The sequence below is a fragment of the Clostridium beijerinckii genome (assembly GCA_003129525.1).
Taxonomy (GTDB): Bacteria; Bacillota; Clostridia; order Clostridiales; family Clostridiaceae; genus Clostridium; species Clostridium beijerinckii_D.
This window is the reverse complement of sequence record CP029329.1, coordinates 734740-759494: the sequence shown is the minus strand read 5'-3', so window position 1 is coordinate 759494 and position 24755 is coordinate 734740. Positions and strand designations below refer to the sequence as shown.

Annotated in this window: 23 protein-coding genes; all 23 read left to right on the top strand. The window is 28.5% G+C overall.

The window, feature by feature from the left end:
- Positions 1-47 precede the first annotated feature (47 nt).
- The 23 genes from DIC82_03035 (at position 48) to DIC82_02925 (ending at position 24727) form a co-directional block, all read left to right on the top strand.
- Positions 48-1229 (top strand): transcriptional regulator, encoded by a 1182-nt coding sequence (locus tag DIC82_03035; protein ID AWK50127.1) that lies wholly within the window; start codon positions 48-50, stop codon positions 1227-1229.
- 163 nt (positions 1230-1392) lie between these two features.
- A complete protein-coding gene (locus DIC82_03030) occupies positions 1393-1971 on the top strand; it encodes an N-acetyltransferase (protein AWK50126.1) in 579 nt (192 codons plus the stop codon).
- Positions 1972-2089: 118 nt separating this feature from the next.
- Positions 2090-3406, top strand: coding sequence for a UDP-N-acetyl-D-glucosamine dehydrogenase (locus DIC82_03025; protein AWK50125.1), 1317 nt, complete (start codon positions 2090-2092; stop codon positions 3404-3406).
- Positions 3407-3830: 424 nt separating this feature from the next.
- Entirely contained in the window at positions 3831-5018 is a 1188-nt protein-coding gene (dltD, locus tag DIC82_03020; protein AWK50124.1) for a D-alanyl-lipoteichoic acid biosynthesis protein DltD, read from the top strand.
- A 127-nt stretch (positions 5019-5145) separates the two neighbouring features.
- A complete protein-coding gene (locus DIC82_03015) occupies positions 5146-6660 on the top strand; it encodes a D-alanine--poly(phosphoribitol) ligase (GenBank protein AWK50123.1) in 1515 nt (504 codons plus the stop codon).
- Positions 6657-7802, top strand: coding sequence for a D-alanyl-lipoteichoic acid biosynthesis protein DltB (gene dltB, locus DIC82_03010; GenBank protein AWK50122.1), 1146 nt, complete (start codon positions 6657-6659; stop codon positions 7800-7802). The genes DIC82_03015 and dltB overlap by 4 nt, the downstream gene beginning before the upstream one ends.
- 12 nt (positions 7803-7814) lie before the next feature.
- Positions 7815-8048, top strand: coding sequence for a D-alanine--poly(phosphoribitol) ligase subunit 2 (locus tag DIC82_03005; protein ID AWK50121.1), 234 nt, complete (start codon positions 7815-7817; stop codon positions 8046-8048).
- 243 nt (positions 8049-8291) lie between these two features.
- Positions 8292-9152 carry a YihY/virulence factor BrkB family protein gene (locus DIC82_03000; protein AWK50120.1) on the top strand — a complete coding sequence of 287 codons (861 nt, stop codon included), beginning with the start codon at positions 8292-8294 and terminating at the stop codon, positions 9150-9152.
- 92 nt (positions 9153-9244) lie between these two features.
- Positions 9245-9586, top strand: coding sequence for a single-stranded DNA-binding protein (locus tag DIC82_02995; protein ID AWK50119.1), 342 nt, complete (start codon positions 9245-9247; stop codon positions 9584-9586).
- A 617-nt stretch (positions 9587-10203) separates the two neighbouring features.
- On the top strand, positions 10204-10533 hold the full coding sequence (locus DIC82_02990; GenBank protein ID AWK50118.1) for a hypothetical protein: 330 nt from the start codon (positions 10204-10206) through the stop codon (positions 10531-10533).
- A gap of 72 nt (positions 10534-10605) precedes the next feature.
- A complete protein-coding gene (locus DIC82_02985; GenBank protein ID AWK50117.1) occupies positions 10606-10977 on the top strand; it encodes a holo-ACP synthase in 372 nt (123 codons plus the stop codon).
- On the top strand, positions 10977-12482 hold the full coding sequence (locus DIC82_02980) for a bifunctional ADP-dependent NAD(P)H-hydrate dehydratase/NAD(P)H-hydrate epimerase (GenBank protein ID AWK50116.1): 1506 nt from the start codon (positions 10977-10979) through the stop codon (positions 12480-12482). Before DIC82_02985 ends, DIC82_02980 begins: the two co-directional genes overlap by 1 nt.
- A 121-nt stretch (positions 12483-12603) precedes the next feature.
- Positions 12604-13233 (top strand): hypothetical protein, encoded by a 630-nt coding sequence (locus DIC82_02975; protein AWK50115.1) that lies wholly within the window; start codon positions 12604-12606, stop codon positions 13231-13233.
- A gap of 237 nt (positions 13234-13470) precedes the next feature.
- A complete protein-coding gene (locus DIC82_02970; protein AWK50114.1) occupies positions 13471-13728 on the top strand; it encodes a hypothetical protein in 258 nt (85 codons plus the stop codon).
- Positions 13729-13738: 10 nt separating this feature from the next.
- On the top strand, positions 13739-14092 hold the full coding sequence (locus DIC82_02965) for a PemK family transcriptional regulator (protein AWK50113.1): 354 nt from the start codon (positions 13739-13741) through the stop codon (positions 14090-14092).
- 497 nt (positions 14093-14589) lie between these two features.
- Positions 14590-15411 (top strand): transketolase, encoded by an 822-nt coding sequence (locus DIC82_02960; GenBank protein AWK50112.1) that lies wholly within the window; start codon positions 14590-14592, stop codon positions 15409-15411.
- On the top strand, positions 15411-16355 hold the full coding sequence (locus tag DIC82_02955; GenBank protein ID AWK50111.1) for a transketolase: 945 nt from the start codon (positions 15411-15413) through the stop codon (positions 16353-16355). Before DIC82_02960 ends, DIC82_02955 begins: the two co-directional genes overlap by 1 nt.
- A 509-nt stretch (positions 16356-16864) precedes the next feature.
- Positions 16865-17713, top strand: a complete 849-nt coding sequence (locus DIC82_02950) for a hypothetical protein (GenBank protein AWK50110.1) — start codon at positions 16865-16867, stop codon at positions 17711-17713.
- Between the two features lie 278 nt (positions 17714-17991).
- Complete coding sequence (gene ftsE, locus DIC82_02945; protein ID AWK50109.1) at positions 17992-18678, top strand: cell division ATP-binding protein FtsE; 687 nt, start codon at positions 17992-17994, stop codon at positions 18676-18678.
- On the top strand, positions 18668-19558 hold the full coding sequence (locus DIC82_02940) for an ABC transporter permease (GenBank protein ID AWK50108.1): 891 nt from the start codon (positions 18668-18670) through the stop codon (positions 19556-19558). The genes ftsE and DIC82_02940 overlap by 11 nt, the downstream gene beginning before the upstream one ends.
- Before the next feature lie 369 nt (positions 19559-19927).
- Positions 19928-21193: a peptidase S41 gene (locus DIC82_02935; protein ID AWK50107.1), complete on the top strand. Its 1266-nt coding sequence runs from the start codon at positions 19928-19930 to the stop codon at positions 21191-21193.
- 11 nt (positions 21194-21204) lie between these two features.
- Complete coding sequence (locus DIC82_02930; protein ID AWK50106.1) at positions 21205-22575, top strand: signal protein PDZ; 1371 nt, start codon at positions 21205-21207, stop codon at positions 22573-22575.
- Between the two features lie 178 nt (positions 22576-22753).
- The gene (locus DIC82_02925; GenBank protein AWK50105.1) at positions 22754-24727 is read left to right on the top strand and encodes an excinuclease ABC subunit B; all 1974 of its coding nucleotides are present in this window, start codon (positions 22754-22756) and stop codon (positions 24725-24727) included.
- Positions 24728-24755: the final 28 nt, after the last annotated feature.

The window sequence follows — 24755 nt, the reverse complement described above, 5'->3', positions numbered from 1 at the left end:
AGTGGACGTAAACAACATATTTAAAGTAGAGTTAAGGAGCGAGGAAAATGAATATTCCATTAATTGATTTAAAAGCTCAATATAAGTCTATTGCTGAAGATTTAGATAGAGTAACTAAAGAGGTGCTTTCTTCTGCAAGTTATATTATGGGTAAGAATGTAACAGAATTTGAAAAGGAATTTGCAGAATATATAGGAGTTAAACATGCAATATCAGTAGGTAATGGAACTGATGCATTAGTTATTGCATTAAAATCTTTAGGGATAGGACATGGAGATGAAGTAATAACTTCACCATTTACCTATTTCGCTTCAGCAGAAGTTATTTCAGCTGTTGGTGCAACACCTGTTTTTGTTGATGTAGAAAAAGAAACGTTTAATATAGATCCAACTAAGATAGAAGAAAAAATAACTAAAAAGACAAAAGCTATTATACCAGTTCATATATTTGGGCAAAGTGCTAAGATGGATGAAATTAATCAGATAGCTCAAAAGTATAATTTAAAAGTTATTGAAGATGCCTGTCAAGCGGTAGGCTCTAAGTATAAAGAGAAAATGATAGGAACATTAAGCGATGTAGCTTGTTTCTCATTTTTCCCAACTAAAAATCTTTCATGTGCGGGCGATGGCGGAATGATAGTGACTTCTGATGATAATATAGCAACTATAGCAAGAGCATTAAGAACTCATGGAAGTGGAGAAACCGGTCAAAAAGCTTATAACTTATTAAATAATATAACAGAAGAAATAGAAACATTTAAAGGCGGAGACGATACTGTATATAATCCGTTAAAATATTATAATTATTTAATTGGAGTTAATTCAAGATTAGATGCAATTCAAGCAGCGATTTTAAGGGTTAAATTACCCCATTTAGATAAATGGAATAGTAGAAGAAGAGAAATAGCTAAAATATATGATGAAAAATTAAAAAATTTAAATGTAGTAGTACCTATTATTGATGAAGAAAACGAAACAGTTTATCATCAATATATATTACAATGTGAAAATAGAGATGCTATGTTAAATAAACTTAAAGAAAAGGGTGTAGCAACAGGAGTATATTATCCAGTTCCACTACACTTACAAAAAGTATATAAAGACCTTGGATATAAAGAAGGCGATATGCCAGTTGCAGAGTATCTATCACATAGAACTTTTGCAATACCAGTTTATCCAGAATTAACAGATGAACAAATTAATTATATAATTGAAAGCATAAAAGAATAGATGATAATAAGCATTACCTAGGGTGGTGCTTGAAGTTATGTTATTGGGATAGCTATCAATGTTCAATTGGCAATTATGAGTTATCAATTATGAAATAGCAAAGCAATTTCATAATTCATTGACCATTGAGCATTGAAAAAATATAAGTGCGAGAGGTTTAATTATGGAGAATAATTATTTTGTACATGAATCGAGTTATGTAGATAATAATGTTAAAATAGGAGATGGAACAAAGATATGGCACTTTTCTCACATTATGAGTAATTGTGAAATCGGGAAAAAGTGCAATATAGGTCAGAATGTTGTAATATCACCAGGCGTGAAACTTGGAAATGGGGTAAAAATACAAAATAATGTATCTGTTTATACAGGTGTTATTTGTGAAGATGATGTGTTTTTAGGTCCATCTTGTGTATTTACAAATGTAGTTAATCCAAGAAGTTTTATTGAAAGAAAGACTGAATATAAAGATACTATAATTGGTACTGGCGCATCTATTGGTGCAAATGTAACAATTGTATGTGGCCACAATATAGGTAAATACGCATTAGTTGGTGCTGGTGCAGTTGTTACTAAGCATATACCCGATTATGCTTTAGTTGTAGGAAATCCAGCAAGCATGTTAGGATATGTATGTAAATGTGGAGAAAAATTAAGATTTAAAGACGGGCATGCAACTTGCAGTGCTTGTAGTGGAAAATATAGAAAAGATAAAGAAAAAGTAGAATGTATAGATAAATAATTCAATTCACAATGCACAATTCGCAATGCACAATTATGGAACAATTTCATAGAGAAAGTTCACCCTTAATTGTTAACTGTTAACTGTTAATTGTTAATTGATATAATGGAGGTATATCATGTCAGTATTAAAACAACAATTATTAGATAAGATAAATAATAAAACCGCAAAAGTTGGTGTAGTTGGACTTGGTTATGTTGGATTGCCATTAGCTGTAGAAAAAGCTAATGCTGGATACCAAACGATTGGATTCGATGTTCAAGAAGAAAAAGTTAACATGGTTAATGAAGGAAAGAATTATATAGGTGATGTAGTAGATGAAAATCTAAAAGAGATAGTAGAAGCAAAAACATTAAAAGCTACTACAGATTTTAGTTTTGTTAAAGATGTGGATACAATTTGTATTTGTGTACCTACTCCGTTGGATTTATATAAGCAACCAGATTTATCATACGTTGTAGATTCAACAAGAAGTGTTGCAGAATATTTACATAAAGGCATGCTTGTTATCCTTGAGAGTACTACATATCCAGGAACAACAGAAGAAATTCTTAAACCAATTTTAGAAGAGAGTGGTCTTAAATGTGGAGAAGACTTTTTTCTAGCATTTTCACCAGAAAGGGTTGACCCAGGTAATAAGGATTTTAATACTAAAAATACCCCAAAAGTTGTTGGAGGATGCAGTGAAGAATGTACTGAAGTTGCAGCAGCATTATATAGAAATATATTAGAAGGGGATATACACACAGTATCATCACCAGCTGTAGCTGAAATGGAAAAAATATTAGAAAATACTTTTAGAAACATAAACATTGGATTAGCTAATGAAATGGCTATTTTGTGTAATAGAATGGGAATAGATGTATGGGAAGTTATAGATGCAGCTAAAACTAAACCTTATGGATTCATGCCATTTTATCCAGGTCCAGGTTTAGGTGGACACTGTATTCCACTTGATCCATTTTATTTAGAATGGAAGGCCAAAGAATATGATTATCATACAAGGTTAATTGAAACATCAGGAGAAATCAATGATTCAATGCCTGAGTTTGTATTAGATAATGTAATGAAGATTTTAAATAAGAATAAGAAAGCATTAAATGGAGCTAAAGTTCTTTTATTAGGTGTTGCATATAAAAATGACATTGATGATTATAGAGAATCACCAGCATTTAAGGTAATAGAATTATTAGAGAAGAATGGTGCTGATCTTATGGTAAATGATCCATATTGTCCAATATCTAAATATAAAGGTAAGACATATAATTCGGTGGATTGGGCAGAAGTTATTGATGATTCAGATATAGTAATTATAACAACAAACCATAGTTGCTATGATTATGAAGCAATTGTGGCTAGAGCTAAAGTTGTATATGATACAAGAAATGCAACTAAGAATGTAGTTAATAATAGAGAAAAGATTTATAAATTATAAGTGAGATAAGTGATAAGTGAGAGCCCAAATTTTATATTTGGTTCCTCGAACTTATGCAAATCACGCTAGTGATTTGTATTCCTTATTGATTTTGCTCTTGGAACTTAGCTAATTAGCTTTGCTAATTAACTTCCTTATTCATTTGATTATTTTAACTTACTCAGTGAAAGTATATGAGTGGAATTTCATTATTAAAATAGGTGTATTCGTAAATTTTTCTAAATTTAGGAATATGCCTTTTTATGTGTTAAGGAAATGAAAAAAATATAAAATATTACAAAACTATGATATTTCCGTATATATAAGATTGCTATATTGACACCAATATGAATGAATAATATTATGATTATAGAATATCTTAGTTTAATATTTAAAGAATTTTTATAATATATTAATAATTGAACGACAAAGAGGTTGTTATGTAATGAAGAAAATAAGTAGTTTATTAATACCAATATTAATTGCAATATTTACTACAATTGCAATTAATTCATTATTGGATAAAAAAATAGAAACATTTACTAAAGAAAAAAACATTAGTTTAATGGGGCGAAAATATGCAGATACCATTAAAGATAAAAGTGTGTTAGATAAAAAGTTATTATCTGATAAAGGAGATTTATTTTTACTTGGTTCATCTGAAATGGGTATAGATGTTCCACAAAATCCACTGAAGTTATTTCCTTTTAAAGGCATTGACTATGATGTAAGCTGTTTTGGGCGAGTATTTTGTCAAGATTTACAACAAGCTACTTATTTAGGATCAGCAGACTTAAAAGAAAATCAAAAGGTAGCATGTATTCTTTCAATTCAATGGTTTGAGGATTCAAATGCAATATCACCATATAATTTTGCTATTAATTTTTCGGATGTGCAATTTTATAAGTTTCTAGAAAATCCAAAGATAAGTGAAGAAAATAAGAAATATTATGCTGAGAGAGTTTATAAATTTTTAACAAGCGCTAAGAAATATCCAGCAGAAGCGTTTTATGCTAAAATTTATTTAGATTCCGGAAAGATTACAAGCTTTGAAAAATTAGTATTTGCACCATATTATGAAACTAAAAAATATTTATTGGATATTCAAGATAAGGCTTTGATTTATAATGAATTGAAGGAACTGCCGGATAAAAATGGTCAACAAAAACTTAAAGAAGTTAACTGGGAAGAAGAATATGCAAAAATTAAAGAAGAAAATAGTGCCATAGTATCAACAAATCAATTTAACTTAGATGATAAATTTTATAATGGCCAATTTAAAGATGAGCTTTATAAACATAAAGGGGAGTCAAGATTGGAAAATCCAGTTGAATCAAAGGAATTTGATGATTACAAATTCTTCTTAAGTGTTTGCAAAGATTTAAATATAGAACCATATATTATTCTGCAACCAGTTAATGGTTGGTATTATGATTATGCAGGGCTTACCAAAGATAAGAGAGAAGAATATTATGATAAAGTAAAAAAAATATCTAATGATAATAATATAGAAGTCTTAGACTTAAGCAAAAATGAGTATAAAAAGAATTTTTTGATAGATGCAAAGCATTTAGGAAGAGAAGGGTGGCTTAATGCAAGTGAAGGAATTTATAAACACTTTAGCAAGAAATAAAGATTTAAGTAGAGGAATAAGCTTAACACTTATACTAGTAGCAGCATTAGTAGTTTATTTTTTTTATTCAGCATCAGATTTGCCATTTGTATATAGTCAATTTTAGTAGTATTAGAGGGATGATATCGTGAAAGTATTAGAAGGTATTGATAGGTTTTCAGAAACTAGCAGAGTAGCTGTTAAATGTTTGGACAAACAATTGACATATAAACAGCTAAAAGAATATTCAGATAAAATAGCAATATATTTATTAAAAGAATTTAAAGAGGATAGAAGACCAATTATTATTTATGGTAACAAGGAAAATAATATCTTACCAGTAATGATAGGAGCTTTGAAATCTGGAAGAGCATATGTGCCACTAGATGTGACATTCCCAGAATCTAGAATAAAACAAATAATAGAGGAAGTAAAACCTAGAATTATATTTAACTTCACCAATGATTTTTTGGAGTTAGAGGATGAATTAGAAATAAAACAAAATGAAGTAGATAATATTTTTAATATGCCTATAAATGAAGTACCATCTAAAGATAATTGGGTAAAAGATGAAGATAATTGCTATATATTATTTACATCAGGAAGTACAGGAAAGCCAAAGGGTGTGCAAATAAATAAAAGAAATATTGATTCATTTACTAAGTGGTTTGAAGAATTTCTTGAATTTGATGAAAGTCCAAAGACAGTTTTAAATCAAGTATCATATTCTTTTGATGTATCAGTAATTCCTATATATATGGGATTAGGTAATGGAAAGACTTTGTTTACTTTAAACAAGGATACTTTAGAAGATTTAAAATTATTATTTAGTGAATTAACAAGATCTAATATAGATTACTGGGTATCAACACCGGCACTAGCGGAAATATGCAGTAAATTTGATGATTTTAATAATGAAAAAATAAATAAATTATCGGAATTTATATTTGCAGGGGAAGTATTAACAAAGAAATTAGTTGGAAACTTAATGAATAGATTCCCAAATGCTAAAATTATAAATGGTTATGGACCAACAGAAGCAACTGTTTTAATTTCAGCAATAAATATCAATCAAGATATAATGGAGTGCGAAAAAGGAATACCTATAGGATATCCAATTGATAGTTGTGAGTTAAATATAGTTGATGGACAAGGAAATAAATTAAAAGATGGGGAAAAAGGTGAACTTGTTGCAATCGGAGATAGCATAAGTATAGGATATTTAAATAATTCTGAAATGACAAACAAAGTATTCTTTAAAACAAAAAAAGGTAAACAAGGATATAAGACTGGGGATTTAGCATATTATGAAAATGGTATAATATATTATTGTGGTAGAAAAGATTTCCAAATAAAATTAAATGGTTTTAGAATTGAAATTGAAGACATAGAAAATAATTTAAGAAAAGTGAAAAATATAAATAATGCAGTGGTATTTCCTGTTTCTAATGAAGAACATAAAATCTCACACTTGACAGCATTTATAGTTCTTAATGATAAGAATGAACTATCAAATTTGAAAAATGCAACATTAATAAAAAATGAATTGAAAAAGTTAATACCGTCATATATGATTCCTAGAAATATAAAAATCTTAAATGATTTTCCATTAAATACTAATGGGAAAATTGACAGAAAGAAACTTATGGAGGAATTAAAATGACACTAATTCAATATGGTGATTATTTTTATTTATATGTATTAATAATTGCCTTAATACCAGCTATTATTTTAGGATTATTAGAAAAACAGATTAAATATTATGGTGTTTTTATATCAATTTTAATGATAATAGCAATTATGGGAATCGGGAAGGTATTTCCACTGTTTTTAGTAGCAGAAATTATATTAATTAAAGTGTATTTTGTCTTGAGAAAAAAGACAGACAATAAGTATTTATATTATTTTGCTTTATTTTGTTCTATGTTACCAGTAATTATTTTCAAAATAAGTGCTATAACAATTGAACGGAGTATAGGATTTATAGGTCTTTCATATCTTAATTTTAAAGCTATACAAATGATTATTGAAATATATGATGGAGCTATTAAGGAAGTAAATATATTTAAAGTCTTATATTTCTTTTTATTTTTCCCAACACTAAGTTGTGGGCCAATAGACAGGTCAAGAAGATTTGAGGCTGATTTAGAAAAAAGTATAGATAAAAAAGAATATATAAGTGATTATTTAAATTTGGGTATAAAACGTATAATTAGAGGCATAGTATATAAATTTATTATTGCTAATTTAATTAGTGCATTATGGATGAGTAAGATTCCAACTGATATAACATTTATGAATTCTTTGAATTATATGTATGCATATAGCTTATATCTATTTTTTGATTTTGCAGGATATACTGCCTTTGCAGTAGGAACAAGTCATATTTTGGGTATAAAAGTACCCGAAAACTTTAATAAGCCATTTTTGAGTAAGGATATGAAGGAATTTTGGACTAGATGGCACATATCATTGTCAAAATGGTTTGGAGATTATATATATTCAAGATTTGTATTAAATAGCATGAGAAATAAGAGATTTAAAAATAGAATTATTGCTTCACATATCGGACAAATGATAACGATGCTTGTTATGGGAGCATGGCATGATTTAAAATGGTATTATATTATTTATGGACTTTATCAAGGATTAGCATTGGTGGGTACAGATATATATCAACGCAAATCAAAATTTTATAAAGCTCATAAAAAGGAGAAATGGTTTCAATATATCCAAATAGTCGTGACATTTCATATAGCATGTTTTGGTTTATTACTATTTTCAGGATATTTATATAGTAAGTAGGAGGAGAATTTAATGGAAGAAAAAGTACTAAACATATTAATTGAAGTTACTGGTAATGATGATATCTCAGAAGAAAGGGATGCAGATTTATTTGAAGCTGGATTACTTGATTCATTAGGAATTATAGAAGTATTATTAAAGATTGAAGAAGTCTTTGGATTAAGATTACAACCAACAGATTTAGAAAAAAAGGATATGGCAACAGTAAATAATTTAGTTAAATTTCTAAATAGTAAACTAAATTAGCAAATTACATTCTAATATAACTATGTAGTATATTTTTAAAGTGGTTACCTTAAAATTTTTAGGGTAACCACTTTTATAATTATACAATACTCAACGATCATAAGAAAATGTATAATGATAGTGCAATATTGTATATAATCTATAAATATAGAATAAAATAGATTAAAGAAATTATTCTATACTTTGTAATAATCAATAAAATTTGATCAATAGGTAGAAATAAAAATAAGAAATGGTGATTAAATGAGAAATGTAGATTTAAAATTGAGGAATAAATTAAACTTATTCATACACCTTATAGCTAAAATTGAGAAGGATGATGTATTTGCATTATCATCTCAATTAGCATATTATTTAGTATTGTCTTTTTTCCCATTTATGTTATTTTTAATGACATTAGTTGGATTCAGTGATTTAAGTTCTGGTCAAATATTAGAAGGATTAAGTATTGTTTTACCTAAAAGAATACTGGAATTAACACAGTCAACAGTGAAAGAAATATCTGATAATCAATATACAGGATTATTAGGACTATCCATAATATTAATGATGTGGACAGCATCATCTGCTTTTAAAGCTATAATTAAAAGCGTGAATAAGGCTTATGATTTTAAAGAAAATAGATCCTTTATTAAACTTTCAATTATCTCCATGTTAGGAATAGTGGCATTAGCATTAATTATTATACTAGCATTAACTATGTTAGTATTTGGAAATGTAATAAGTGAATATATTAAAAATACTAATCAATTTTATGAGATTATACTTATTGTTTGGAACATATTTCGATATGCTTTTATATTTATTATTATGATAATCATATTTGCAACTATTTACAAGCTTGCACCAACTAAAAAGCTTACATGGAAAGAAGTGATTCCAGGGTCTATATTCAGTACAGTAGGTTGGATAATAGTATCTTTTGGATTTTCCTTTTACATTGATAACTTCAATAATTATACTAGGTTTTATGGAAGTTTGGGTGCTGTATTTATACTTATGACTTGGTTATTTCTCATATCAATGATAATTATTATAGGTGTAGAAATAAATTTTGTTACAGTAGAAATTAAAAATAAAATGCATTTACTAGATTATAAATAAATGCATTTTATTTACTGAAATTTTTATTTTCAATGAATATAAATCACTGAAGTGGATATAACTTTAGATGAAAAATACTCAGGAGGTAAAATATGAATAAAATAATATTATTAGGGAGATTTGTTAAAGACCCTGAACTAAGACATAGTGAAAATAGTGATAAAATTTATACTAAATTTACAATTGCTGTACAGAGAAATTTTAGACTACCTGATGGTGTTCGAGAAGCAGATTTTATTCCAATTATAGTTTGGGGTAAAAAAGCAGAGGCTATAGTCAAGTATATGAAAAAGGGAAGTCTTATAACGTTAAGCGGAAGACTTAGAACTGGTAGTTATGAGGACAAAGATGGAAATAAAAAATATATAGCAGAAGTTGTGGCAGAGGATTTTAAATTCCTTGAAAATAATAAGAATGAAACACAGGCTTTGTAGAAGTAATAAATTATATTTGAATATGCCTTAATATAGAATAAATAGTATGATGCAATATTAATATTCAACATACTATTTATTTTGATTTAAAAGGAATAAATATGCGACTAGAAAAATAAAAAGCACAAAAATAACTATTACTAATAAAAATATATGGATTATATTAAAAATAATAGGAAATAAAAGATATTTACATAAAAAGTGTTGCGTTTAGAATATAGTGTGTTATAATAGATATGTAAACGATATCTAAAAGTTATTTTTCGATTATGGTTAAACAAAAAAAGAGATTATGAGGTAAAAAAAGAGCTGATAGCTCTTTTTTTATTTGCACAATATAATGCACATAAATTGTTTATCCGCCATTTCTTTAGGTTCATAAATATAATTCTATTCTTATAAAACTAAAACTAATGTTAATTGAATTCGACAAATTAAATTATAATTATGAAAGCTTGAAGTATCTATATGTTATAAAAGCTTCAGGAAAATGTTTTATTGTCAATAAAAAAATATATAAACTTTGAAATAGCGGACATGCTTTGACAATTTATTAATATATTATGTGCTAGTATAAGTATGTAATTAAGAATTATTAATTAAGGAGTTGAATGGGTATGAATTTGGTTGAGGAATACACATCTATTAATAGAGATGATGATGTAGAGTTTAGGTATGCTTATAGACTTATAAAAAAAGACTATAGGGGAATAATAGCATATGGAATTGAAATTGAAAGAGAAGATTATGTGGGCTTAAAAAATATAAATTTGGAAAGAGCGAACATAGAAATAATTTCACCTCATAGATATAAGGTAAAACAACTACTCATTAAGTTGTACAATAATCAAGTGTCACCTCTCCATTTAATTGATATCATAGGGAGCTATGTAGATGAGCATGCTTATGAATTTGATGTGGGGATACAAGAACAAGCTATAAACTAGCATTAAAGTATAGCAATAATTAAATATTTACGCTAATATATGGTAAGATATTACTAAGAGAGGCGGCAAATTATGATTATTGGAATTGGTACTGATATAATAGAAATTAATAGAATAGAAAAGGTAATGATGAGAACTAGTAGTTTTCTTGAGAAATCATTTACGTATAATGAAATTGAATATTTCAAATTAAAGGGATTCAAGGGTAATGTAATAGCTGGGAATTTTGCAGCTAAAGAAGCAATTAGCAAAGCGTTAGGAACAGGATTTAGAGGCTTTGGATTAAAGGACATTGAAGTATTGCGAGATGAGTTAGGAAAACCAATTGTAAATTTGAGTTATAAGATTTATAAATTATTAGATATAAAAGAATTTAATATGCATGTTAGTATTTCACATAGTAAAGAAAATGCAACAGCTTATGCAGTGATGGAGGTGATATGATGTTTGAAATTTTTTCAGCTAATCAGTGCAAAGAAATGGATAAAAATACGATTGAAAATATAGGAATTCCAGGGATTATACTTATGGAGAATGCTGCAATAGGTATATTCAAAGAAGTGGTGGATAAAGGTGAGTCATTTTTAATATTATGTGGAAAAGGTAATAATGGAGGGGACGCCCTAGCATTATGTAGGCATTTGATACTAAAGGGAAAAAAAGTAAAGGTTTATATTATAAGTAAAGATCAAAATTATACAGATGATTTTAGGATTAATTTTAATATATTAGAAAAATTAATTGATAAAAGAGATCTTTTGTTCATAAAATCAGAAAAAGATATAGATGAGTATATAATTAATGATATTAAAAATTATGATGTAGTAGTAGATGGGATTTTTGGTGTTGGACTCAACAGAGATTTGACCGGTATATTTAAGAACATTATAGAAGATATAAATCTATATGGGAAGCTTATAGTATCAATTGATACTCCATCAGGCTTGGATTGTGATTCAGGAATTGAGAGAGGAATTGCAGTACATGCTGATATTACATATACATTTGAAGTTGTAAAACAAGGATTTTTAAATTATAAAGCAATAAATTGTGTTGGAAATATGAAGATATTAAAAATAGGGATACCAGAAAATATTAAAAGAGTTAACTCCGGAAATTTTTACATTTTAGAAAAACAGCAATATAAACAATTGCTCTCTAAGAGAAAGGTTTATGGTCATAAGGGGAATTATGGTAGAGCATTAGTTGTAGCAGGTAGAATGGGATTTATAGGTGCGGCGTATATAACTACGGAATGTACAGTTAGAGCAGGGGCAGGACTGACAACATTAATATGTAATGAAGATGTTCAAAAAGCGTTATCGAGCAGATTCATAGAGGCTATGACTTTGAATTTGGAGGAGAAAAATGTAATCGAAATCATAAAAAGTGCAACTTCTATTGCTTTTGGACCTGGAATTGGAACTGGCCATAGGGAAGAAAAATTATTAGAACAAGTTGTTAAAAATAGTAAATGCCCAGTTGTAATTGATGCAGATGGAATAACTTTGATAGGAGAAAATAAATATTTATTAGATAATTTAAAAGGTAGAGCAATTATTACGCCACATCCGGGTGAAATGGCAAGGTTTTTAGGGATAACTGTTGAAGAGGTGGAATGTAATAGAACTAATATAGTAAGAACAGTTGCACAGAAATATGGAATAGTTGTTTTATTAAAAGGATATAATACTGTAATTTCGAATGGGAAAGACACTTATATAAATCCAACAGGAAATAGTAAAATGGCATCTGGAGGTATGGGAGATGCATTAACAGGAATAATAAATGGATTTCTATCACAAGGTGTTGATTTAGAGAAAGCAGCCCTTTTAGGGGCTTATGTTCATGGAGATATAGCTGATAAATTAGGAAAGCAAGCTTACATAGTAAATGCAAGGGATATTATAAATGAATTGCCTAAAGAAATTAACTATATTATTAGTTAACCATAGTAAAAATATACACCACATATTTTACTTAATATTTTTTTCATATGTCTTAATTAAGAATAAAAGTCTAGAGATTTTCATAAATAGTAATATGTAGTAATAAATCTTTGGAGGACTTATGAATTTAAAAAAACTTTTATTTAGCAAAAAAATGATAATAGGAATCTTAATTTTTGTTCCAATCTTTATAATTTTATTCATTATTTTATGTAGGAATATAATTACGCCTTCAAATCAAGAGATAATAAATGAATTGAAAAATACAAAATGCTATAGCAGTACAGTTGAATATGTATTTAAAAATTCAAAAACAGAATTTAAGGAAAACACAATGCAGTATTATAGTTTTGAGAAAGGATCAAGAATAGAATTTAAGGATGGACTTGGAGGAGTTAAGGTTTACAAAGGTGAAGAGATTAAAGTAGAAGGAAAAGAAGATGAGGAATACATTCTTGATAAAAATATAGATATAATCTATCCATTATCATTTATAGAGAATATTTTATCAAATCCTCAGAGTTGTGAAATCAAAGAAGTTAAGGCTGAATGGGGTGAAGGAATTTATTTACAAGTAGATATGAAATATAATAGTAAAAATAAACATTTAAGTAGGGCAGAATTTTATGTAGATAAAAATACAAAGCTTCCGGTTCTATTGAGAATTCTAGATGAGAATAATAAAGAAAGAGTTATAATAACTTATAAAAATTTCAAAAAAGAAAAAAATTTGAATGATAATTTATTTTAAATAAAATAAGTTTATTAAATTGAAATCAAGCCAGCATTAGCATTAAAAAAAGATATACTAACGTTATAGATACCTAAAATACATACATAAGTTATGGGAAAAATGATAAAAACAAAGAATTATCTTATAAGTGACAAATAAGTGACAAATAAGTAAGACAAATCCTTTGACAAATTGACATAATTTGCAATATAATCATAGTTATAAAGAACTTTTTACTGCTATGGAGGCGAAAATATGTCAATAATTAAGCTGAATAATATGAAAAACAAGAAAAGTAGAGATATAAAAAATAATAAAATTAAAAAAAGTAGTGGAATTATGGAGAAATCGTTAATACAATATATTAACGAAGGATTTTCAGCTGATTTTGAAAAATTAATGAAAAAGGGTTATCAAGAAATGGCTGAAATAAACCTAGAATATTCCAAATTAGGTTTCGAATATATGTTAGACGATGTTAATGAGTATGAGGCATGGATTTGCGGAGTGTGATTATTTAAAAATGGCAAACATTGTGGTAAAAAGAGGGGAAATTTTCTATGCGGATTTAAGTCCAGTCATAGGATCTGAGCAGGGTGGAATAAGGCCTGTTATTATAATACAAAATGATATTGGGAATAGATATAGTCCTACTGTTATTGTAGCAGCAATAACATCTCAAATAAATAAAGCTAAATTACCTATTCATGTTGAGATTTCTTCAGAGGAATATGGATTAAATAGAGATTCTGTTGTCTTGTTAGAACAAATAAGAACATTAGATAAAAGAAGGTTAAAAGAAAAAATTGGACATATGACTGAAGCCGATATGAAAAAGGTTGATAAGGCATTAGCAGTTAGCTTAAATTTAAATTAAAAAATCAAGGTATAGATACCCAAGGTGGAAGTTAGATTTATAGTATATCCCAAAAATAAGGGGTATGCACTTAGAATATAAGAGTAATTCATAAGTTAAGTATCTATAATAATTAAGGGGTAGTATAAATAAAATAATATTTATACTACCCTTTTTAAAGTATTAATCACTTTATATATGAAATAAAACGACAAAAGTATATCACATTAACAAATGTAGTATACAAATAATATCTTCTGTGTTAGAATAAATATGTTAAAAATGAAACATACTATAAAATGATTCTTAGCTTCAGATATATTATCTTAATAAAAATATAATTTTCTCTTTTAACTGAGGCTTAGAAGAACTTATAACCACAAGGGTCACAATGTGCCCACAAGGGGCACAATGTCCAGGAGCGTGCAGCCGTTATATCGAACTTTAAAGAAGAGGAAGTTTACGGATGCTAGATATCGGATGAATCAATAAATCAATTAATAATAGGGGGTTCTATAATGAATAATGAATACAAACTTGAAGAAGTTTCAAAGCTAATGAGAAAAGATATAGTATCTATGCTTACAGAATCAGCATCGGGTCATCCAGGAGGGTCTTTATCAATAACTGATATTATGGCAGTATTATTCTTTAAAGAAATGAATATAGATACATCTAAATTAAATGATCCTAATAGAGATAGATTTGTTTTATCAAAGGGGCATGCAGCACCAGCCTTATATAGCGCTTTAGCTAGAAAAGGATACTTTGAAGTAGAAGAATTAAAAACATTAAGACAAACTGGATCAAGATTACAAGGTCATCCTAATATGAATGATCTACCAGGAATTGATATGTCTACAGGTTCACTTGGGCAAGGAATTTCTGCAGCTGTAGGAATGGCAATAGCAGGAAAGCTTGATAAGAAGGATTATAGAGTATATACAATCTTGGGCGATGGAGAGCTTGAAGAAGGTCAAGTTTGGGAAGCATCAATGTCAGCAGCTCACTATAAATTAGATAATTTAACTGCATTTATAGATAATAATGGATTACAAATAGATGGAAACATAGAGAACGTAATGAATCCAGGTCCTATAGATAAAAAATTTGAAGCTTTTGGATGGAATGTTTTAAAGATTAATGGTCATGATTATGATGAAATTATAAATGCAATTGCAAAGGCAAAGGAATTTAAAGGAAAACCAACTGCTGTTATATGTAACACAATAAAAGGTAAGGGCGTTTCATTTATGGAAAATAAAGCAGAATGGCATGGAACAGCTCCAAGTAAAGAGCAATGTGAGCAAGCATTAAAAGAAATTGGAGGGAAAAACTAATGGCAAATAAAATAGCAACTAGAGAAGCTTATGGTAAAGCTTTAGCAAAACTTTCAACTTTAAATGAAAATGTTGTAGTTCTTGATGCAGATTTATCTAAATCAACAAAAACAGCAGATTTTAAAGCCGTAGCTCCTGAAAGATTTATAAATATGGGAATAGCTGAAGCTAATATGATGGGAGTTGCAGCAGGTCTTTCAACTTGTGGAAAGATTCCGTTTGCTAGTACTTTTGCAATGTTTGCAGCTGGAAGAGCTTTTGAACAAATTAGAAATTCAATATGTTACCCAAAGCTAAATGTTAAGGTTTGTGCAACGCATGCAGGATTAACAGTTGGAGAAGATGGAGCTACTCATCAATCGATTGAAGATATATCATTGATGAGAAGTATTCCAAACATGATAGTAATTAATCCAGCAGATGCTGTAGAAACAGAAGCAGCAATACTCGCAGTAGCAAAATATAATGGTCCTTGTTATGTAAGATTAGGAAGATTACCAGTTAGTGTTATAAATAATTCAGAAAACTATAGATTTGAAATTGGAAAAGGTGTAACATTAACACAAGGTAATGATATTACTATAGTAGCAACAGGAATGATGGTTGAATTAGCTTTAGAGGCTAAAGATGAATTAGCTAAAGAAGGAATTAATGCAAGAGTAATAAATATACATACAATAAAGCCAATTGATAAAGAGTTATTAATTAAAGCAGCCAAAGAAACTGGAGTAATAGTTACAGCGGAAGAGCATAGTGTGATTGGCGGGTTAGGTTCTGCAGTTGCTGAAGTTGTAACAGAAGAATGTCCAGTTCCAGTATTAAAAGTTGGAATAAAAGATACTTTTGGTGAAAGTGGTAAACCTAATGAGTTATTGAAGACTTATGGTTTAACAACAGAAGCCATAGTAGAGTATAGCAAAAAGGCTATTTCATTAAAGAAATAATTTAATCTTAAATTTATGTAACAAGTGAAATAATTCAAGATTAAAGATAATAAAATATAGTATATTAAAAATACAGGATATAAAGCTTATGAAATAGCAAAATATCCTGTATTTTTTTATTCATATATAGGAAAATAGAAATTGAAAGAAGATTGATTACTCGTTGTTCCTATTCTTGAATAATCAAAAGTAAACAAGGAAAACTATAAGTAGATAGATGAGAATCCTAAAAGTGAATGTCCAAATTTTATATTTGGTTGCTCGAGCTTAGGGGCTGATGCAAAACGGCTGTTTATTAAAGGTATTTGTATAAAAGATCTGCTATTTCATATTAATTATGCAACAGCCCCTTCCTAAAATAATGATTTGGAGTGAATCAGTTAAGCAGACATCACGAATCTGTGATTTGATGATGGTCGCTTACTCTGTGAGTACTCAGCGAAGGTCTGTAAGTAGAGTTTCCTTAAAGAAGTTCTATATGAATAAGAATTAAAAAGGGGGAATATAAAATGAAAACAACGAAATTTAAGGAATATATAATAATAACATTAGGGATAATTTTAGTTGCACTATCAGTAGAATATTTTTTTGCACCTAATAATATTGCAGCAGGGGGAGTAACGGGAGCAGCTATAGTTATAAATGCAATTATGCCTAATCTCTCAATTGGAATAATAACATTGGTCTTGAATGTAGCATTATTTCTAGTTGCATTTATGTTTATTGATGGAAACTTTGGGGTGAAAACAATTTATGCTAGTTTAGGATTATCTATAATATTGTGGGTAATAGAAAAGTTTTTAAATCCAATAGCAATAACTAGTGATTTAATGATGGCTACTGTTTTTGGAACTTTAATTTCAGCAATTGGGATGGCATTTGTATTTAATGAAAATGCATCAACTGGAGGAACTGATATATTGGCTAAAATTCTTAATAAGTTCTTTCATTTAGATATAGGAAAGTCATTATTAGTGGTTGATTTTGTAATAACTCTTGCAAGTGCATTAGTCTTTGGAATAGATGTGGCTTTATATTCTATGTTAAGTGTGATATTACTTGGAATAATAGTTGATAGAGTTATAGAAGGATTCAATATATGCAAGAGTGTATTTATTATAAGTAAACACAATGATGAAATAAGTAAGTTTATAATATATAGTTTAGATCGTGGATGTACATTTTTAAATGGAATAGGAGCCTATACAGGCAAATCAAATAATATACTATATGCAGTTTTAAGTAGAAGCGAATTTATAAAATTGAAGAGATTTATAAAAGAGATAGATCCGGAGGCTTTTATAACAGTAGGGGAAGTTCATGAAGTTTTGGGGGAAGGATTCAATGACATAGAGTAAAAATAGTATATGAAAATCATATTATCAAATGTGGCCCATTTATCATTTATATTTAATAAAATTGTATAACATTACAAAGTATTCTTATGTTATAATTAATTTTGTAAGTTTTTCAATTAATTTGAGGGATATATGGATAAAGTGAAACTTTTCATGTGAAATTTTACATTTCACGTGGATTTAGTTGAATTAATCTATGCAGTGACGTTCTTAGTTATCATCTGAAGGTGGATAACATTAGAATAACTAGACATCAGATAAAGAAGGAGTGTTTGAGTATGATCGAATTTAGAGGAGTATCTAAAATTTATGATAATAATGTAAAAGCCTTGTCAGACATTAACGTTAAAATAGAATCAGGAGAATTTGTATTTCTAGTAGGACCAAGTGGATCTGGTAAATCTACATTCATAAAAATGATTTTAAAAGAAATTGAACCCACTAACGGTAAGATAACAGTTACAGATAAAGATTTGACGATTATTACTAGAAAGCAAGTACCTTATTACAGAAGAAAGATAGGAATGGTGTTCCAAGACTTTAGATTGATACCAAACCTTAATATATATGAAAATGTTGCATTTGCAATGAGAGTTGTAGAAGCATCACCAAAAGATATTAGAAGAAGAGTTCCAATGGTATTGTCTTTAGTTGGTTTATCTCATAAATATAAAATGTTCCCAAATGAATTATCAGGAGGAGAACAACAAAGAGTTTCGCTAGCAAGAGCATTAGTTAATAATCCAGCTGTTTTAATTGCTGATGAACCTACTGGTAACTTAGATCCTGATACAGCTAGAGAAATAATGTCATTACTTGATGATATAAATAAAGCGGGAACTACTATTTTAATGGCTACTCATGCTAAGGAAATTGTTGATTACATGAAAAAAAGAGTTATAGCTATCGAAAAAGGAGAAATTGTTAGAGACGAGAAAAGAGGTAAGTACGAAGATGAAAATTAATACTATTACACATTTTATTAAAGATGCATTTACAAGTTTAAAAAGAAATAGAACTATTAGTTTTGCTTCAGTAATTACTGTTCTTATAACTTTTTTTGTTCTAGGAATATTTATGTTGGTTGCTACTAATATAAACAAAGGAATTACTAACGTTCAAGATAAAGTCGAACTTAAAATTTTTCTTAAAGATGATATAAAGCTTATTGATCAAAGAGAAATTGAGATAAAATTAAGAGAAATTGATGGGGTTAAAGATATAGTATATCAATCAAAAGAAGAGGAATATAAGAACTTTCAAAAAACTACAAATGAAAATGAAGGATTACTAAAAGGATATACATTACAAAATAATCCTTTTTCAGCATCATTTACAGTAAAATTAGAGTCGCCAGAATACACATCTGACATAAGTAAAGCGATAAAAGATTTTGAAGGTATCGAAACTATTGGAGAACAACAAGAACTAGTTGATAAAATTATAGGAATTGTAAATGGTGTAAAGGTAGTTGGATTTGGACTATTTATAATATTAGTGGGCGTTTCAATATTTTTAATAATGAATACAACAAAACTAACTGTATTTTCAAGACGAAGAGAAGTTGGGATTATGAAATTTGTAGGGGCTACTGATTGGTTTATTAGATGGCCATTTGTGATAGAAGGTATGGTAATAGGATTAATTGGAGCAACTTTTGCATGTGGAGCATTATTCCTTGCATATAATGGATTAGTAAAATGGATTGCTTCACAACTAGTATTCATAAGTCTTGTGCCATCAGCTTATATTTTAACAACACTATCATGGCAATTTATGTTTGGTGGAATTGTAGTTGGTGGAGTTGCCAGTATAATTGCATTAAGAAAATTTTTAGTAGTATAATTTTTGCAAATTAGTATAAACATAAAGTGAAACTTTTTAGTTGGAATTTTATATTCCAACTAAATCTAGTTGAACTAATCTAGGGTCGTGACGTTCTTAGTTATAATCCGAAGGATGAGAACTTTAGAACGACTAGATATCAGATAAATGTGATGAGAATAAAGAAAAATTAAATCTAACACCAAGGAATCTTTAAGAGAAGCCTATATAAGAATCCTGCAAAGGCACATTCAAAAAAATAACAGACCAGTATGATTACTTAGTTTACGCATTTTTGGTCTGCTATTTTATTTCATGTGTCTAAGACTAAGTTTATAAAGGTATTATTGGGGTTATATGTATAATACATGTGAAAGGAAGTCTTTATAGGTGAAGAAATCAAAGAAATATATGTTTGGGAATAATAAACAAAAAAGAAAAAGAATTTTAATAATACCATTGATTTGTTTTATAATAATTATTAGTTGTGTATCTTTCATAGGTGGAAATTATATGGCAACTAAAGGTATTTTTTTAGTGAAAACATCATCACAAGTTAAAACTACTGCAGAACAAATTAATGATAAGAGTAAATATTCAGCACTTTTTATAGTTAGAGATAAACTAATTGAAAAGTTTGACGGTGAAATTGATGATAATACTCTTTTGGAAGGTGCTATCAAGGGAATGACTAATTCGTTAAATGATCAATATACTGTGTTTATGAATGCAAAGGAATTTGATAATTTAATGAAACAAAGTAATGGTAGTATTATGGGGATAGGTGTTACTATAATTCCTAAAGATAATAAAGTGACAATTGTATCTACGATGAAAGGTTCACCTGCCGAGAAAGCTGGATTGGTAGAAAATGATATAATAGAAAAGATAAATGATGTAGATATATCTGGGGATGAACTAGAAAAAGCAGTATCTATGATTGCAGAAGCTAATGACTCAGAAATAAAGTTAACTATTAAAAGAGCTGAGAATGATGAATTTGATGTTAAGGTAGTACGCGAAGAGGTAAAAATTAAATCTGTAGAAGGTGCTATGCTCAATTCATCCGTAGGATACATCCGAATAAAAACTTTTATGAATGAAAATACAACAGAAGATTTTAAAGCAACCATCGAAGAATTGAAAAATCAAGGCATGAAAGGAACAATCTTGGATTTGAGAGAAAACCCGGGTGGATTATTAACAGAAGCCGTAGGAGTTGCTTCTCAGTTTATACAAAAGGATAAAATAATAACTTACACAATTGACAAGTATGATAATAGAAATGAATCATTATCACTTGGTGGAATAGCCGAAGGCATTCCTTTAGTTGTATTAGTTAATGGAAATAGTGCCAGTGCTTCAGAAGTTGTTACAGGAGCTTTACGAGATTATGGTATAGCAACAACTATAGGTCAAACTACTTTTGGAAAGGGAATAGTTCAACAATCAATTAAATTTGATAATGGGATTGGTGGTCTTAAAGTAACTATTTCTAAATATTACACACCAAATGGAGAGAACATCCATAAAAAAGGAATAATTCCAGATGTTAAAGTTACAACACAAGTAGGAATAGATGAAAATGGATATGATAAGAATACAGATGAACAATTGAAAACAGCAATACAAAAAATAGAGGAAAAGATACAGTAGGGGGAAATAGAATGAGTTTATTAATATATACATTAAGGAATGTTGCAGGTGCAATAATAGCTCCCCCATTAGTATTTCTATTAATTACTTTAATGATAATGTTACATTTGAAAAATAGAAAGACAGTATCTATGCAAAAAATGATTTTAGGAGGTAGTGTAAATTCATCTATTGAACTTACACTATCTCAACTTGTTTTAGGGATTATGGGCGGAAGTATAGGGAGCTTAATTCTTACGAGTTTAGGTGTAGTGTTTAATAGAAATTCAGGAATTGAATATTTGTTTATTATATCTATATTATTAATGTTTATAAAACCAAGATTAATATGTTTTTCCTATTCGGGAGCTATTTTAGGAGTTATAAGTATTATAATTAAATTATTAAGTAAATTTGTACCAGGGTTTTCAAATAATATAATATTTAATATTGACATACTATATTTAATAATTTTTATTGGTGTTTTTCATATTATTGAGGGTATATTAGTAATGATTGATGGTGATAGAGGTGCAGTTCCTGTATTCGCAAATAAGGATGGGAAAATTATAGGCGGATATGCATTAAAGAGGTATTGGGCATTACCTGTAGCGATAATGATTGGAATAACTATGAATGATTCATCACTAAATTATATGACAGAATCTATACAAAATCCAGATTGGTGGCCATTAATTAAATCATCTTCAGGACTTAGTTTAATAACAAGTAGTATAATTTCAATGTTACCATTTTATACAATTCTAGGATATTCATCAATCACTTTTACAAGAAGTAAAAGAGAAAAGGCAATATCATCAGGATGGCATATATTAATTTATGGAATTATTTTAATTATTGCAGCTCAAATTACTAGATTTGGAATTTGGGGTGAAATAGTAGTTGTAATTTTCACACCATTTGCTCATGAATTTATGTTAAATAATCAAACAAAAAGTGAAGAAAAGAGAAAACCTAAATTTGTAAGCGATGAAGAAGGATTAACAATTTTAGAAATTTCAACTGATTCACAAGTTAGAAAATTTGGTATTGGTGTTGGAAATAAAATTCTATCGATAAATAATAAAAATATTAATTCAGAAGCAGAGAGTTATGCCATTTTAAAAGCGAACTGGTATAATGCAATTTTGAAGATTAAAGATTCAAAAGGGATTATAAGAGATATTGAATTTAGACATAATAAAAATACTAGACTTGGAGTATTATTGGTACCTAGAAAGGTAAAAAAAGAAGATATTATACCAGTTGATGATAGCAGTTTTAAAAGTGTTTTTAGCAAATTTAAAAATTCAGAACAGAAAAAAAGCTATAAATCAGAACAAGACGGAATTAATGAGAATAAAATTAATCAAGATGAAGAAGATAATGATAAGAAATTATAATTGATAATTGAAAATTTATATAAGATGGCTTAGCCATCTTTTTCTTTAATAAAGTATAATTGTGGAATTTATAAAATTGGCAATTGAAAAATATATAACATAAATTATTGACTTAATAGTTAAGGAAAAGTAAAATAGACATATAATGCGAATGTCTGTTCGAAATGGAGGTAGTTTAATGGGAGAATTTAAAATACATTCTAAGTTTAAACCTACGGGAGATCAACCACAAGCTATTAATGAGTTAATCAATTCAATAAAGCATAATAATAGATGTCAAACTTTACTCGGAGTAACAGGTTCCGGAAAGACATTTACTATGGCAAATATTATAGAGAAATTACAAAGGCCTACTATAATTCTAGCTCATAATAAAACTTTAGCAGCGCAGTTATGTTCGGAATTTAAGGAATTTTTTCCTGATAATATAGTCGAATATTTTGTGTCCTATTATGATTATTATCAGCCAGAAGCATATAAACCTTCAACAGATACATTTATAGAAAAAGATGCATCCATAAATGATGAAATAGATAAATTAAGACATTCAGCTACTTCAGCTCTTTTTGAGAGAAGGGATGTAATAATTGTTGCATCTGTTTCTTGTATATATGGGTTAGGTAATCCAGATGAATATAAAAAATTGACTATAAGCCTCCGTACTGGAATGGAAAAGGAAAGAAATGAAGTTATTAGAGAACTTATAGATATTCAATATGAAAGAAATGACATAGACTTTTCAAGAGGAACCTTTAGAGTGAGAGGTGATTCTTTAGATATAATTCCAGCATCATATTCAAATAAGGGAATTAGAATTGAATTCTTTGGAGATGAAATTGACAGAATAAGGGAATTTGACGTATTAACAGGAACTATTCTTGGAGAAAGAAATCATGTAGCAATAACTCCTGCGTCTCACTTTGCAACTTCAAGAGAAACTGTTGAAAAATCAATTGGGATGATTGAAGGAGAATTAGAAGAAAGATTAAGAGAGCTTAATGCTCAAGATAAACTTTTAGAAGCTCAAAGATTAAGGCAAAGAACTAACTTTGATATTGAAATGATAAAAGAAATGGGATATTGTAGTGGAATAGAAAATTATTCTAGAATATTGGATGGTAGGGCTTCTGGAACACCACCTAAAACTTTAATAGATTATTTTCCAGAAGATTTTTTGATGTTTATTGATGAAAGTCATGTAACATTACCTCAAGTTAGAGCAATGTATGCAGGTGATAGGTCTAGAAAAAATACTTTAATAGATTATGGATTTAGGCTCCCCTGTGCATATGATAACAGACCATTACAGTTTGAAGAATTTGAAAAGAAAATAAATCAAGTGGTTTTTGTAAGTGCAACTCCAGCAGCTTATGAAATAGATCATTCAGAAGTAATTGCGGAACAAATTATAAGACCTACAGGATTATTAGATCCTGAAATCATTATAAGACCTATAAAAGGACAAATAGATGACTTATATGGAGAAATCAATAAAACTAAAGAATGTGGATTTAGAACATTAATAACAACTTTGACTAAGCGTATGGCAGAAGATTTAACTAAGTACTTAACAGAACTTGGAGTTAAGGCTACTTATATGCATTCAGAGATACTTACTATAGAGAGAATGAAAATTATAAGGGATTTAAGACTTGGAGAATATGATGTATTAGTGGGAATAAACCTTTTAAGAGAAGGCTTAGATATACCAGAAGTTGCTTTGGTTGCAATTCTAGATGCTGATAAAGAAGGCTTTTTAAGGTCAGAAACATCATTGATACAAACTATAGGAAGAGCAGCTAGAAATTCAGAAAGTAAAGTTATAATGTATGCAGATAATATAACAAAATCTATGGATAAAGCGCTAAAGGAAACAGATAGAAGAAGAGCTATACAAAAAGAATATAACATCAAAAATGGAATGGTTCCAACAACAATAATTAAAGAAGTCAGAGAGATTATAGAAGCTACAAAGATTGCAGAAGAAGTAGCAGAGTATAGGATAGATGATAAAAAGAAACTTACAAAGAAAGAAAAAGATAAGTTAATTAAAGAATATACAGAAGAAATGCTATTAGCTGCAAAGAATCTGCAATTTGAGAGAGCCGCTGAACTTAGAGACATCATTAATCAATTAACAGTTAACAATTAACAATGAACAATGAAGGAACAAACTCCTT